17 protein-coding genes are annotated in these 12,639 nt (G+C 70.9%); 11 read left to right on the forward strand and 6 right to left on the reverse strand.

Annotation, left to right across the window (positions count from 1 at the left end; all coding sequences use genetic code 11):
- Positions 1 to 2: 2 nt before the first annotated feature.
- Complete coding sequence (locus tag ACIPYQ_RS35925; protein ID WP_401258489.1) at positions 3 to 545, reverse strand: MOSC domain-containing protein; 543 nt, start codon at positions 543 to 545, stop codon at positions 3 to 5.
- 108 nt (positions 546 to 653) lie between these two features.
- Here ACIPYQ_RS35925 and ACIPYQ_RS35930 point away from each other — a divergent pair, with 108 nt between their 5' ends.
- Both ACIPYQ_RS35930 and ACIPYQ_RS35935 read left to right on the forward strand, forming a co-directional pair.
- Entirely contained in the window at positions 654 to 1,298 is a 645-nt protein-coding gene (locus ACIPYQ_RS35930; RefSeq protein ID WP_401258384.1) for a hypothetical protein, read from the forward strand.
- 91 nt (positions 1,299 to 1,389) lie between these two features.
- A complete protein-coding gene (locus ACIPYQ_RS35935; protein ID WP_401258385.1) occupies positions 1,390 to 1,929 on the forward strand; it encodes a GNAT family N-acetyltransferase in 540 nt (179 codons plus the stop codon).
- A gap of 13 nt (positions 1,930 to 1,942) precedes the next feature.
- Here ACIPYQ_RS35935 and ACIPYQ_RS35940 read toward each other — a convergent pair whose 3' ends face one another.
- Positions 1,943 to 2,416 (reverse strand): GNAT family N-acetyltransferase, encoded by a 474-nt coding sequence (locus tag ACIPYQ_RS35940; RefSeq protein ID WP_401258386.1) that lies wholly within the window; start codon positions 2,414 to 2,416, stop codon positions 1,943 to 1,945.
- A 275-nt stretch (positions 2,417 to 2,691) separates the two neighbouring features.
- On the opposite strand from ACIPYQ_RS35940, the gene ACIPYQ_RS35945 reads away from it, so the two are divergent.
- The 3 genes from ACIPYQ_RS35945 (at position 2,692) to ACIPYQ_RS35955 (ending at position 5,310) form a co-directional block, all read left to right on the forward strand.
- Positions 2,692 to 3,066 (forward strand): hypothetical protein, encoded by a 375-nt coding sequence (locus ACIPYQ_RS35945; protein WP_401258388.1) that lies wholly within the window; start codon positions 2,692 to 2,694, stop codon positions 3,064 to 3,066.
- A 194-nt stretch (positions 3,067 to 3,260) separates the two neighbouring features.
- Positions 3,261 to 3,620 carry a metalloregulator ArsR/SmtB family transcription factor gene (locus ACIPYQ_RS35950; protein ID WP_361765916.1) on the forward strand — a complete coding sequence of 120 codons (360 nt, stop codon included), beginning with the start codon at positions 3,261 to 3,263 and terminating at the stop codon, positions 3,618 to 3,620.
- A 565-nt stretch (positions 3,621 to 4,185) separates the two neighbouring features.
- Positions 4,186 to 5,310 (forward strand): alpha/beta hydrolase family protein, encoded by a 1,125-nt coding sequence (locus tag ACIPYQ_RS35955; RefSeq protein WP_401258390.1) that lies wholly within the window; start codon positions 4,186 to 4,188, stop codon positions 5,308 to 5,310.
- A gap of 63 nt (positions 5,311 to 5,373) precedes the next feature.
- Here ACIPYQ_RS35955 and ACIPYQ_RS35960 read toward each other — a convergent pair whose 3' ends face one another.
- The 3 genes from ACIPYQ_RS35960 to ACIPYQ_RS35970 all read right to left on the reverse strand — a co-directional run bounded on the left by ACIPYQ_RS35960 (position 5,374) and on the right by ACIPYQ_RS35970 (position 6,958).
- Positions 5,374 to 6,330, reverse strand: a complete 957-nt coding sequence (locus ACIPYQ_RS35960) for a GNAT family N-acetyltransferase (protein WP_401258391.1) — start codon at positions 6,328 to 6,330, stop codon at positions 5,374 to 5,376.
- A gap of 113 nt (positions 6,331 to 6,443) precedes the next feature.
- Positions 6,444 to 6,638 (reverse strand): hypothetical protein, encoded by a 195-nt coding sequence (locus ACIPYQ_RS35965; RefSeq protein ID WP_401258392.1) that lies wholly within the window; start codon positions 6,636 to 6,638, stop codon positions 6,444 to 6,446.
- A complete protein-coding gene (locus tag ACIPYQ_RS35970) occupies positions 6,635 to 6,958 on the reverse strand; it encodes a hypothetical protein (RefSeq protein ID WP_362235430.1) in 324 nt (107 codons plus the stop codon). The genes ACIPYQ_RS35965 and ACIPYQ_RS35970 overlap by 4 nt, the downstream gene beginning before the upstream one ends.
- A 394-nt stretch (positions 6,959 to 7,352) precedes the next feature.
- On the opposite strand from ACIPYQ_RS35970, the gene ACIPYQ_RS35975 reads away from it, so the two are divergent.
- Positions 7,353 to 8,009, forward strand: a complete 657-nt coding sequence (locus ACIPYQ_RS35975; RefSeq protein ID WP_401258490.1) for a response regulator — start codon at positions 7,353 to 7,355, stop codon at positions 8,007 to 8,009.
- A gap of 32 nt (positions 8,010 to 8,041) precedes the next feature.
- Complete coding sequence (locus tag ACIPYQ_RS35980) at positions 8,042 to 9,190, forward strand: sensor histidine kinase (protein ID WP_401258394.1); 1,149 nt, start codon at positions 8,042 to 8,044, stop codon at positions 9,188 to 9,190.
- Positions 9,191 to 9,209: 19 nt separating this feature from the next.
- Here ACIPYQ_RS35980 and ACIPYQ_RS35985 read toward each other — a convergent pair whose 3' ends face one another.
- Entirely contained in the window at positions 9,210 to 9,674 is a 465-nt protein-coding gene (locus ACIPYQ_RS35985) for a hypothetical protein (protein WP_401258396.1), read from the reverse strand.
- Between the two features lie 138 nt (positions 9,675 to 9,812).
- On the opposite strand from ACIPYQ_RS35985, the gene ACIPYQ_RS35990 reads away from it, so the two are divergent.
- The 4 genes from ACIPYQ_RS35990 to ACIPYQ_RS36005 all read left to right on the forward strand — a co-directional run bounded on the left by ACIPYQ_RS35990 (position 9,813) and on the right by ACIPYQ_RS36005 (position 12,634).
- Entirely contained in the window at positions 9,813 to 10,304 is a 492-nt protein-coding gene (locus ACIPYQ_RS35990) for a hypothetical protein (protein ID WP_401258397.1), read from the forward strand.
- 330 nt (positions 10,305 to 10,634) lie between these two features.
- Positions 10,635 to 11,369, forward strand: a complete 735-nt coding sequence (locus tag ACIPYQ_RS35995) for a hypothetical protein (RefSeq protein WP_401258398.1) — start codon at positions 10,635 to 10,637, stop codon at positions 11,367 to 11,369.
- 140 nt (positions 11,370 to 11,509) lie between these two features.
- Positions 11,510 to 11,863 (forward strand): hypothetical protein, encoded by a 354-nt coding sequence (locus tag ACIPYQ_RS36000; protein ID WP_401258399.1) that lies wholly within the window; start codon positions 11,510 to 11,512, stop codon positions 11,861 to 11,863.
- 132 nt (positions 11,864 to 11,995) lie between these two features.
- Positions 11,996 to 12,634: a GPP34 family phosphoprotein gene (locus tag ACIPYQ_RS36005; protein ID WP_401258401.1), complete on the forward strand. Its 639-nt coding sequence runs from the start codon at positions 11,996 to 11,998 to the stop codon at positions 12,632 to 12,634.
- The last annotated feature ends 5 nt before the right edge of the window (positions 12,635 to 12,639 follow it).

Here is a 12,639-nt window from a genome sequence, read left to right on the forward strand (position 1 = left end):
CGTCAGACCCGCTCCAGGGGCCGGTGCGGCCCGCTGGGAAGCTCCGCCTTGATCGTGTCGCCCGGGCGCACCGCGCTGCCCTGCTTCACGATGGTCATGATTCCGGCCTTGCGCACGATGTTCCCGGCCCCGTCGCGGCCGACGACCTGCTTCAGCAGTCCGTCCCGGAAGCCGTCTATCTGCAGGCACGGATTGCGCAGGCCGGTCACCTCCAGCACTGCGCCGTCGCCGATGTGCAGCAGCGTGCCGACCGGCAGGCCGAGCAGATCGATCCCGCGGGTGGTGATGTTCTCGCCGAGGTCGCCCGGCGCCACCTCGAATCCTTCCGCGCCGACCTCGGCGAAGAGTTCCTCATGGATGAGGTGGACCTGGCGCAGGTTCGGCTGGGTGGGGTCCTGCGCGACGCGCGACCGGTGCTTGACCGTCACGCCCGCATGCACATCGCCCTCCACGCCGAGGCCGGGGAGCAGCGTGATGCTGTCCCGGTTCGGCTTGGAGAACGAGTACGCGCTGTTGCTGCTGACTGCCGTCACCACTCCGTACATCTTCGGAGCCCCCTCCCCAGTGGCCATGGTCGGCTACGAGATTACTCAGGCGGGTCTGAGTACACCAGCTCATGATCCACGAGCCTGCCGCTTCCTACCATCACCTGCATGGACACGGACCCGACGCCCACCGACGCCCTCACCGACACTCCCACCGACACTCCCACCGACACCCCCGCCGCGGACAGGCCACGGTGGTTCAACGGCTGTGCGATCGCCGCCGTCGTCCTCATCGCTCTGGTCGGTCTGGGGGCTTGGGCACTGGCCGAGATCGAGAAAAGCCTCGACGGCTACGGCCAGTTGGAGCAGAGCGGCCCTTCCGGATACGTGGCAGACCCCCTCGGCCCCGGCGCGACCGCCCGGTACGAGGACGGTCTGAAGGTGAACGTCAGTCGACCGCGCCCCGAGTCCGACGGCAGCTACACCCTCACCGTGACCTACGAGAACGGCACCGACGAAGAGCTCCGCCCCGGCGGGGAGTCGTCCGACTCCAGCGTGTCGGGATTCGGCAACGCACCACTGGTCGTCCGCGCGGGCAAATCGCTCGACGACTACGCCTCCGGGTACAGCCTGACCTGGCCGAACCAGGAGGAGTCCGCAGCCGCCCTCATGCCACCCCTGGGCACGGACAAGAAGCGCACCGTCCCGGTCCGCATCAAGCCGGCCAGCAAGGGGACCCCGGTCACCGTCGAAGTGGCCCCGCCGACCGCCGGCTTCCGGGAAACGGCGTACTTCGAGCTCACTCTGGACTGACTGACTGACTGACTGACTGACCGACTGGCCGGATGGGGACGGCGAAGCATCCCATGCATTCCATCCTTCGGCGTCGGATAGGTTCCCACCCATGACCGGAATCGAACACGTCGCCTGGCCACCTGCCCCGATCAGGACCGAACGGCTCGTGCTCCGTGAGTCCGAGGCCCGGGACCGCGCCGCGTTCATCGAGCTGTTCGCATCAACGGAGGTGGGCACCTACGTCAGTGGCCCCCGGCCGCGTGCGGAGCTGGAACGTGCGGTACCCGAGGTGCCCGGGCGGCGCCCCGGCTTCTTCGTGGTCGATCTCGACGGAGCGATGATCGGCATGGTCGCTCTCGATCGGCGCGATGCGGAGCGTCCGGGTCATGTCCGTCCGGATGCCGGGGAGTCCGCGCTCGGTTACATGTTCCTGCCGCAGGCGTGGGGATGCGGGTACGCCGCCGAGGCGTGTGCGGCGGCGCTCGGCTGGTTCGCCGAAGTGCTGCCCGGCGAGCCGGTGGTGCTGTGCACCCAGGCCGCCAACGACCGCGCGATGCGCCTCGCGGCGAAGCTAGGGTTCACCGAGGTGGAGCGGTTCGAGGAGTACGGAGCCGAGCAGTGGTTCGGCGTGTGGTCCGCGATCACGTAGTCGGGGGGTCCCCTCACGTGCCGAGTGGAAGTTCCAACAGTTCCTCCGGGGGCTGGAATCCGCAGCGCCGGTAGAGCGGTGTGCTGAGCTCTGACGGCCAGACGATCAAGCCCTCCAGGCCGGCGCTGCGTGCGTGCCGTTTCAGCGCCGCAAGGAGTGCCGTGCCGACTCCGGCGTTGCGTTGTGACGGCAGGACGAAGAAGTTCGTGACGTAGCCGACCGGGTTGTTGTCCCCGTAGGGCTCCGGCATCCGCCCCACCAGACCGAGGAAGACGTGACCGCAGATGTCGCCTCCGGTCTCCGCGACCCAGGCCAGCCAGTGGCCACCGCCGAGCCGGTCGTGGATCCAGCGCTCGGCCTCTTCCAGGTGCCGCGCAGGGGCTGTTGGTTGCCCTTCGTAGTCCTCCTGCTTGAAGGCCCAACGCAGTTCGGCCAAGGTCCGGGCATCGGCGGGCCGGGCCGGACGCACGGTGAAATGTGTGCTCATGAGGCCGAGCCTCGCTCGTTCCGTACGGCGAGGCAATCCGGTTTCCGCGCTGGTCACCCGGCCCGATTTCGGTGGTGAGAGGGGCTGACCAAGGCACGCCGCAGGCCGCAAGCCGGCGTCGCTGGGGCGCATTCTAGAGCGTGGGGGATCGTTTTCCGCCGAATATTTGATGTTCCCTGCCCTCTCGGTGGCCAGTGGGTAGCGTCTGGCGTCATCCCCTCGGCCGGAGGTGTGAAGCCGGCCGGGGTCGTCGAGAGCCGAGGGAGCGAGTACTGATGGTGAGTGTGGAGACGTCTCTGAAGGAGGCGATGACCTCGATCGAGGGGAGCGTAGGGGCCGCGCTGGTCGACTACACGAGCGGCATGGCCCTCGGAATGCTGGGCGGAGGCAAGGACCTCGACCTCACGGTGGCCGCAGCCGGCAACACCGACGTGATCCGGGCCAAGATCCGGACCATGGAGATGCTGGGCATCAGCGAGGAGATCGAGGACGTGTTGATCACCCTCGGCAACCAGTACCACCTCATCCGGCTGCTCAAGGGGCGCGGGGGCAACGGCCTGTTCCTCTACATGGTCCTGGACAAGGGCAGGGCGAACCTGGCCATGGCCAGGCACCAGCTCAAGCGCATCGAGGCGGACCTGGAGCTGTAACCGCCCTCCTGCTTCCCGGCTCCGCATGCCCATGAGTTGAAAGACTCTTCAAGTCGGCACATCCGAATGTGATCAGCCGAGGGTGGACCGGAGCCAGGAGGCGGGAGGATGGCTGGGGGGAGCCAGGCACCGAGGGACCGGCCGGCCTGGCTGCCAGCGCACGAAGAGTCGAACCCGGGTGGGAGTGTTGTCGCATGCAGGTGCCGCTGTACCAGGCCAAGGCGGAGTTCTTCCGCATGCTCGGACACCCCGTCCGCATCCGCGTACTGGAACTGCTCCAGAACGGCCCCGTACCTGTGCGCGAGTTGCTGAACGAGATCGAGATCGAACCGTCCAACCTGTCCCAACAGCTCGCGGTCCTGCGCCGGTCGGGCATCGTGGTTTCCATCCGTGACGGCTCCACCGTCAGCTACGCCCTCGCCGGCGGCGACGTGGCAGAACTCCTGCGGGCCGCACGACGCATCCTCACCGAACTGCTGGCAGGACAGAGCGAGCTGCTCGCCGAACTGCGGGACGCCGACACCTCCGTGCACACGGGCCAGACCATGCTGTGACGGCCCCGCCCCCACCCCCCGGCCCGACCGTCAAGGCGCTGCGGGCACTGCACCGGGCCGGGGTGCAGGGCACCCCAGGGGCCCCGCGGGCGCGGGCGGTGACCATCTCGCGCTCACGGTGCGGCTCGACGGCGAACGGTGGCTGGTCGACACCGGGCTCGTCGGACCCCGTGGAGCTGTCCTCCTTCGCCGCGGAGCACACCCGGCTGTCCACTTCCCCAGAGTCCGGCTTCGTCCGGGTCCTCACCGCCCAGCTCCGCGACGCCGGGGGTACGGACGAGCGGACGATCGACTCGGCCGACGACTGGTACGACGTACTGGCCGTGGTGTTCCGACTGGACCTGACCGGCGTGAACGCCACCGCGCGGGCGGCCGCACGGGGCAGGGCCCGGAGACGCTGCCCGGGCCCTGAGGCGTCGTCCCGGGGGATGTCACCCCGGGGATGTACGCCTCCGACTGGCGTACATCCCCGGGCCGATGGCAGCTGCTCGAGCCCGGCATAGCGTTCGAGGCATCGGCCCGGACAGGGCCGGATGCCATGCGAGACATCGATGGAGACGACCTGATGCGACGACGCTTGTTCCTGGTCGGTGCCGCCGCCACGGCCCTGGTGGGCACCCTTGCCACCACGACCGCCCACGCCGACACCCGCCCCGTACAACCGCCCGCGACCGCGCTCGTGTTGCCCGCGCCCTCCGGGCAGCATCCGGTCGGCCGGGCCATCGTCCATCTGAAGGACGAGAACCGGGCCGACCCGTGGGTCCCCGCGGAGAAGCGGGAGATGATGGTCTCCCTCTGGTACCCGGCCGTCAGGCCCTCGGACACGCCCGCGCCCTACATGACGGCCGAGGAGTCCCGGCAGTACGGAGCGGGCACCGGACTGAACGTGCCGGCCGACCTGTTCGCCAAGGTCAGGACCCACTCGACGGTGGACGCCAAGCCGTCGAGGGTTCGCGGCGGGCTGCCGCTCGTCGTCCTGTCACCGGGCTTCGGCATGCCGCGCGCCACCCTCACCGGCCTCGCCGAGGAGTTGGCGTCCCGCGGCTACGCCGTCGCCGGCATCGGACACAACTACGAGGCGGACGGCATCTCGTTCCCCGACGGGCGCACCACCTCCTGCCTGGCGTGCGTGAACAGGAACTACCCCAGGGTCGGCGCCGTCCGCGCCGAGGACATCTCCTTCGTGCTCGACGAGCTCACCGGCGCGCGGCCGGCCTGGAAGCACGGCGCACCCCTCGACCCCGACCGCGTCGCCGTCGTCGGGCACTCGGCCGGCGGTTTCAGCGCGGTCCCGGCCATGCTGCGCGACCCGCGCGTCAAGGCGGCGGTCAACATGGACGGCAACTTCCACTTCCCGAACGACATCCCCCTGGACCGGCCCTTCCTGATGCTGGGCAAGGCCGGCCACGTACCGGGCAGCGAGAGGAGCTGGGACGAGACCTGGACCGAACTGACCGGATGGAAGCGCTGGCTGAGCGTCGACGACACGGATCACCTGACCTTCACCGACCTGGCGGCCCTCGGCAAGCAGGCCGGCATGCCGCTCCAGCGACTGGACGGTGACCGTGCCGACACCATCACCAGGACCTACGTGACGGCGTTCGTCGACGCCCATCTGCGCGGGTGCGGCACCCGGCTGCTGGACGGCCCGACGGCAGGCTTCCCCGAAGTGCGCTTCCACCGCCCCTAGAACTCCGCGCCGCGGCCGACGGCGGACCGCATCCCGGGCCCGGCCGGCTTGCCGGCCGGTCGGCTACAGCTTGAGCTGGAAGTACGCCGTACCGCGCTCGCGCCGGTAGCCGAGGGCCTCGTTCACCGTGCGCATGGGGGCGTTCTCGTCCGCCACCGTGGTGGCGATGCGGCGCAGTGCCGGGTACCGGCCGGCGGCCTGCGCCGCCATGTGCATCTTCACGGCGCGGCCGAGCCCGTTGCCGCGGTGGCGGGGGGTGACCACCGTGTCGTACTGGAACGCGCGCGTGCCGGAGGGATCCGGGAGGACCAGCTCCGTGTAGGCACCCACCTCGCCCTCGGGGGTCACCGCCGCGACCGTGATCAGCTCTCCGCCCCGGTCCAGGATCAGCTGCTGCACGGAGTGCAGCCGCGGCGCGGTCCAGGGTTCGAGCTGGATGTCCATGTCACCGCTGGGTGCATCCTCCATCGCCCCGTGGGCCGCTGCCGCGGCCGGGGCCCAGGCGTCGGGCACCAGACCGTGCCAGGTGTGGATCTCGTAGCCGGGTGTGGCCGGGACCGGCGCGGGCCGGTCGGGGAGTTCCTGTTCGTACCAGGCCATCGGCAGTACGTTCACGAACCCGAGCGACTCGGCGAACGCCTCCCCGGGACCGCCGAGGTCCACCATCGCTTCGACGGAGGTCCGGCCGTCGGCGAGCAGTTCCTCGCGGACCCGCTCCCACAAGGCCGTGCCCACGCCCCGGCGCCGCGCATGCGGGGGTACCGCCAGCACGTCCACGAAGGCGGTGTGGCGGTTGGCCTCCTCCGAGAACAGGACCAGAGCGGCCACGCCCGCACCCTCTTCCGCCGCCCAGAGCACGGCCCGGCCGCGCGCCGACGGCACGCGCAGCCGGCCGGCGATTTCCGTCCGGGAGGGGGCCGGCAGCTGCGGCAGGTCATTGGCGGAGACGGAGGCCAGGACCGTCAGCCAGGAGTCGACCTCGGTCTCGGACAGGGGCAGCGTGAGCATGTTGATCTTCATGCCAACGACCCTAGGCCGTGTCGGACCCGGCGCTCAGGGGTTTTCGGCCCTTCCAGAGCCCCGGACCGGGTCGTGCCTGTGAGGGACACAGGCCCGACCCGGGCCGGGGCTGTTCAGTGGCGGGTGTCCGCCCGGGTCCCTGCGCCGTCGATCCGTGACCACACCCAGGCGCCCGCTGCCGTCACGGCTGCGGTCAGGAGGAGTTCGGCCCAATAGGGCGGGCCGGCCAGCGTGCGTACGAGGACCAGGACGAGCACGGACAGGGCCGTGGTGGCGGCCTTGGCCACCCACTGGAGCGCGGTGCTCATACGAGCCCGCTCAGGCAGCCGGCGACCCCGCCGGCCACCACGCTGGTGGCGATCTTCTTCGCGGCGTCCTTGTTGACGCGTCCCACGACCAGGGCGGCGGCTCCGCCGATGCCGGCCTTGAGCAGACAGTCCTTGGCCCGCTGGGTCATCGGCCGGCCGGCCAGCAGCCGCTCGCAGGCCGCGACGTCCTTCTTCTTGCCCAGGTAGCAGTTCTTGACGTTGTTCTCCTGGATCACGTCGACCGCGTGGGCGGCGGGGGCCGATGCCAGGAAGGCCGCCGTGGCCATGATCAGGGCGAGACTTCTGTGCTTGTTGCGCAAGGTGTTTCCCGTGGTGCTTGTTGCCGTCCTGTGCGAGGGCATTCCGGGGTTTCCGGATGCGGGTGCGCGTGGACGGACGGGTCGGATGGTGCTCCGTCGACGGGCTGCCGGCGTGGCCCGCGACGTGACGATCCTCTGCCGGGCCCTGGGGCCAACGGCACCCGTCGACCGGCTGGTTCGGCCCGGCCACGGGGCGGGTCACGCACCCGCCGCCCGGCTGGGACGGGTGGAGGCGTCCGGGCACTCGGTTCACCGCCGGCGGCCCGCCGGTGGGCAGGCCGTACCGCCGCTTGGCCGCGCTTCCGGGGGCGCTAGGGTGGCGGCGCTCCTTTCCTCGGTTCTGACCTGCGGAAAGGCTGGGCCGGTGCGGAACGACAGGTGGGAGACCGGTGCGGTGATCCGGGTGATGGTGGTCGACGACGAGGCTCTCGTCCGGTCCGGGTTCACGATGATCCTCAATGCGGCGGCGGACATCGAGGTGGTGGCGGCCACCGGCGGTGGGCAGGCCCTGGCGGCCGTGGCCCGGCACGCACCCGACCTGGTGCTGCTCGACATACGGATGCCCGATGTCGACGGGCTGACCGTCCTGGCGCGGCTGATGGAGCTGGACCATCCGCCGGTGGTCGCCATGCTCACCACCTTCGACTCCGACGAGTACGTCGCCACCGCACTGCGCTCGGGTGCTGCCGGCTTCCTGGTCAAGGACACCGACCCCGACGAACTCGCGCGGCTGGTGAGGTCACTCGCGGCGGGCGCCGTGGTGCTCGCTCCGCAGGTCACCGCCACCGTCATCAGCGGCTACCTCCACCACCACGGCGGGCAGAGCGCCGCCACCCGCGCGGTCTACCGGCTGAGCGCACGCGAGCGGGACGTCCTCGTGCTGCTGTCGCACGGGCTGTCCAACGCCGACATCGGGTGTCGTCTGCATCTGAGCATCGGCACCGTCAAGGACTACGTCAGCGCCGTGCTGGCCAAGCTGGACGTCAGCAACCGCGTCCAGGCCGCCCTGTGGGCGCAGCGCGCCGGCCTGCTGGACGGGGTACCCACGTGACGGGCGGTACGGCGCCGGACGGAGCCGGGCGTGTGAGCCGTACCGGGCGCACCCTGGAGCCTCGCGCGATGGACGCCGGGCTGGCGGCTGCCGCGCTGGCCGATGCGTGGGCCTTCTCCGCAGCCGGCGAGTGGGCGGCGGCAGCTCCCGGAGCCGTCGCCGCGCTGGCTCTGCTGGCACGACGCCGGTGGCCGGTCGCGGTGTTCGTGTTCACCCTGCTCGCCCTGCAGTTCGGCCACAACGTCCTCGCCGCGCTGGCCGCCCTGTTCTCCCTGGCCGAACAGGGCCGCACCCGCCGGGTGTTGGTCGCGTGCGTACCGGCGTACGGGATCTGCGCCAACCTGCCGGACCTCGACGACTACCGGGGCGGCCATCTGTCCGAGTTCGCCGTCGCCATCGGCTACTCGCTCACCGCCGCAGGAGTGGCGGTGCTCCTCGGACGGCTCGTCGTGACCCGCCGCGAACTCGCCCGGCACATGACGGAACTGCGCGCGGCGCAGGAGCACCAGCGCGAGCTCCACGCCCAGACGGTCCTCGCCCGCGAGCGCGCCCATCTGGCCCGGGAGATGCACGACGTGGTCTCGCACCAGGTCAGCCTCATCGCGGTACGCGCCGGCGCCCTGCAGGTTTCCGCGGACAGTACGGACACCAAGGAGGCCGCCCGCACCATCCGCACCCTGAGCGCGGCCACCCTGGACGAGCTGCGCCAGATGGTTGCGGTGCTGCGGGCGCCGGGCAGCCGCGGTGCGGGACTCGCCCCGCAGCCCGCCCTGACCCTGCTCGACGACCTGATCGCGGACAGCGGCCTGGACGTCACCCTGACGGGCGAAGTTCCCCGTGACGCGAGCCCCGCGGTGGAGCGCGCCGCCTTCCGGACCGTTCAGGAAGCCCTGACCAACGTACGCAAGCACGCACCCGGTTCGACCGTCGTGGTTGACTTCCGCCGGCCCGGGCCCGCCCTCGACGTGACGGTCACCAACACCACGGCCCGGCATCCCGCCCTGGGGCTGCCCAGCGCCCGCCACGGACTGCTCGGCCTGCGGGAACGGGCCGAACACCTGGGCGGCGCCCTCTCCCACGGCCCCACCCCGGACGGCGGCTACCGCCTGCACCTGCAGCTCCCGCGGCGCGGAGCGGACGCGCCGGCGACGGCCGACGGGGGCCAGAGCGGCTCGGGGTGACCGCCGGTCACGGTTCCCTTCACGACGTCCCCTGGCGGACGCGTCCGGACAGCCAGGGCGTGAGGGAGGCGCCCAGGACGCGCTCCTTGTAGGTCTCGTCGCCGGCGAGGGGGACGTAGAGTCGGTAGCCCGGTGGGAAGAACCGTCCCTTCACGAAGGCCAGTCCGCTGTAGACGGACATCAGGAACGGCGGGACGGAGTTCCGGGGGACGTCATGGAACTCCACCCCGTCCACGGTGATCGTCGCGTCGTCGTCGGGGAAGATCCGCACGCTGACCGCCGGGCTGCCGCCCAGTTCCACGAACGCTTCGTGGGGCAGCGACCCGTCGGGATCGACGACGGTGAACAGCGGCGCGGACGTCCTTTGCGACGTCTGGTCCGCGCCGATGTCGTCGGTGACTGTCATGGACAGCCGGTACTCGGTCGCGATCGCCCGTATCGCGGCGACGGCCGACGCGGTGGTCGGCAGGGAGGGATGCGTCATGATCCAGATGATGCCGCACCGGATCCGTACGGCCGGCCGCTCGGCGCGCCGGTCGCGGGGCTTCCGGTAACGGCCCGGTGGCGAGTGGGCGATCATGCTGGTGTGGTGGAGTTCGGTTCGGGCACGGAGGGTACGGCAATGGAGGTTGTGCGGGGGGCGGAGTCGGTGACGGTCGCGAGCCTCGTCGAGGCGGCGACGCAGGGGCAGAGCGGCGCGTTGTGGCGGCTGCAGGGCATCGACCGGCAGCTGGACGCGAACCTGGTGCGCCACCTGCCCGGGACGGGCGGGTCGGCGTACACCGAGGAAGAGGTCGACGTGATGCTGGTCGTCGTCGCGGGCACCGGCACCCTCACCCTCGACGGTACCCAGTCCGAGCTGTCCCCCGGATTCCTCGGCCTGCTGCCGCGCGGCGCCTCGCGGGCGCTGCTGGCCGGCCCCGAAGGACTGCTCGTCCTGACCGTGCACCGCAGACGCCGCGGAATGCGCATCGGACGGACCGAGCCTGCTGCGGCGCCCCCGCCGTGCGCGCTGCACCTGGTGTGCGAGCGGTGCCACCGGCACGCGATCGAGGCGGACGCCCGCTACTGCAGCAACTGCGGCACGGCCTTGCCCGGCCGCCCCGCGGCTTGACCTGCGGCCACAGGGGCGGGGCACGGTCCGCCTTCGGAGTCCAGGCCGTTTCACCGTCCGGCTCGGGCCGGAGGCGGCCGCCGGCGATGCGGACCTGGTAGAAGATGCCGTCGTTCTGGTGCTCGACGCCCGCATGCGCGGCGGCCGCGGGCTCCTGGTCGTCGAAGGGCCGGGCGGGCGATCGGGTACACCGCAAAGCAAATCCGATGGCACGGACGGCCTTTCGGCGGTGAGACTGCTCCGGTGAAGACCCCGCCGCCGCTCCCCGGCCCGCTCCCTCTGCCGGCAGGGGACCCGCGTGGCCGCGACGTCGTGCTCGACTATGCGGGCATGCACGACCTGGTTGCCGACCTGGTGCTGCCCGGCGGCGCCTCGATGTACGTCATGAGCGCGATGGAAACCTCCCGCGAGCTCATCCGGCACTCCTACTACCGGTACGAGTTCGCCACCGTCGCCGTCACGCATTCCCTCTTCGCCCTGGAGCACGTCCTCGCCGAGCGCCTGGCCGTGACCGCACCACTCCAGGACCTGATCGAGCGCGCCACCGACGCAGGGCTCATCCCGGCCGAACTCGCCGCTGAACTCGACCGCAGCCGAACGCTCCGCGACAAGCTCGGCCAAGGCGCCGTGACAAGTGCCGCCCTCGGCCAGACGACGGCCATCAGCCGAGTGCGTGCCGTGTTCGACGCCGTTTCCCTACTCCTCCGCCCACCGCCGTCGTCGGCGGCAGAAGCGGCAGCCGCCGACACGAGCCGAACGCGGGATGAAGACGAACTCGCCCGTTTGTGGGAGGAACACCTGCGCGCCCTGTTCCCCGCCAGCTTCCGCGGCGTGGACATCGAGCGCGTGGACCTGATCCTCCTGGACGCCGACGTCGCCGGCCTCGTGCAGAGCGAGCTGGGCGGTGCGCTCGACGACAGTGGCATCGCGATCCTCTGGGGGTGCATCGCCGACCTCGACAAGATCGTGCCGCTGATCAACGAGGAGTACTGTGCCTCCTACTTCGCGAGGCTCCGCACGCTGGCCGGACTCCTGGCCTCGCGGTACGTCCCCACCGCGATCTGACCCCCACCGCTGTCCTGTCCTTGCTGGTCACCGCGCTGACCCGGTGCGGAAATCGCGTAGCTGTGGAGTTCCCGGCGCCGGTATCGTCCGGTCTCAGACCAGCCGCGGCAGCGGCCTTCCACGTTCTGAGAGTGATGCACATGACCAGCCGGCGAGTTACTACGACCCTGTGGCGCCCCACCGGCCCCCAGGAGCTGGACCTGGTCCGCGAGCTGAACTGGCGTGCCTGGCCGCCCCGGCTGCCCGAGCAGCCGATCTTCTACCCGGTTCTCAACGAGGACTACGCGATCAAGATCGCGAGCGACTGGAACGTGAAGCACAGCGGCGTCGGCTACGTGACCCGGTTCGAGGTCGAGTCGGAGTTCTTGACCCGGTACCCCGTCCAGCAGGCCGGGGGACGGACGATCCTCGAGCTGTGGGTTCCGGCGGAGGAGCTGGACGATTTCAACGCTCACATCGTCGGCGAGATCCAGGTCGTCCACGAGTTCCGCTGAGGCGGGTCGGCCGGGCGTACTTCTCGAGCTCCTCCACCTCGACTCGCGTGTTCGGCCGCACGCCCCCCATCGAAGGGCAAGTCGATCAATAATGGGCCGGCGACCTGCCTGCACGGTTGAGAGGAGCCCTTGATGACCACACCGCGGGACTTGTTGATCATTGCCCTGGACGCGGGGTCGAGCAGCCCCGTCGAACAGGGCGAACTGTCCCTGGCGCTCGCCGGGGCCGAGATGATCGACTTCCTCGCAGCCCAGGCCGTCGGTCTGGACGGGGATCACATCGTGCCGGGCGACCGGACCGTGCTGGCTGATCGCCTGCTGGAGGAGGCCGCAGGGTCGCTCGTGCGGGAGGCACCCTACGAGTCGGTCGCCGACTGGCTGTGGCGCAGAGGCCGCGGTCTGTCCGCGGCCTACCAGGCCGCGCTCGAGGCGGAGGGGCAGCTCGTCCGGCAGGGCCGCCGCGGGATCTCCTTCCGGGCCGGTGAGCTGGTGCTGGCCGATTCACCCGACCGCCGCCGGGCTGCGGACCGCTTGGCATCGGACGAACCCGTCCTCGCCTCCCTCGTATGGGCCGTACGGGTCCGGGGCGAGCGGCCCGGAGACGCGGCGGACGCGGCGGACGTATCGGATGTGCCGGACGTGGCCGACGACGCCGTCGCGACCGTGCTGGCCGCCGTCAACGACGCCCTGGTGGAACTGGCGGCCGTACGGCAACGGCGAGCCATCGAGGACGCGGCCTTCGACAACATCTGGCGGGGCGGGGGCGGATGACGACG

It is taken from the genome of Streptomyces sp. NPDC090045 (assembly GCF_044747975.1).
GTDB lineage: Bacteria > Actinomycetota > Actinomycetes > Streptomycetales > Streptomycetaceae > Streptomyces.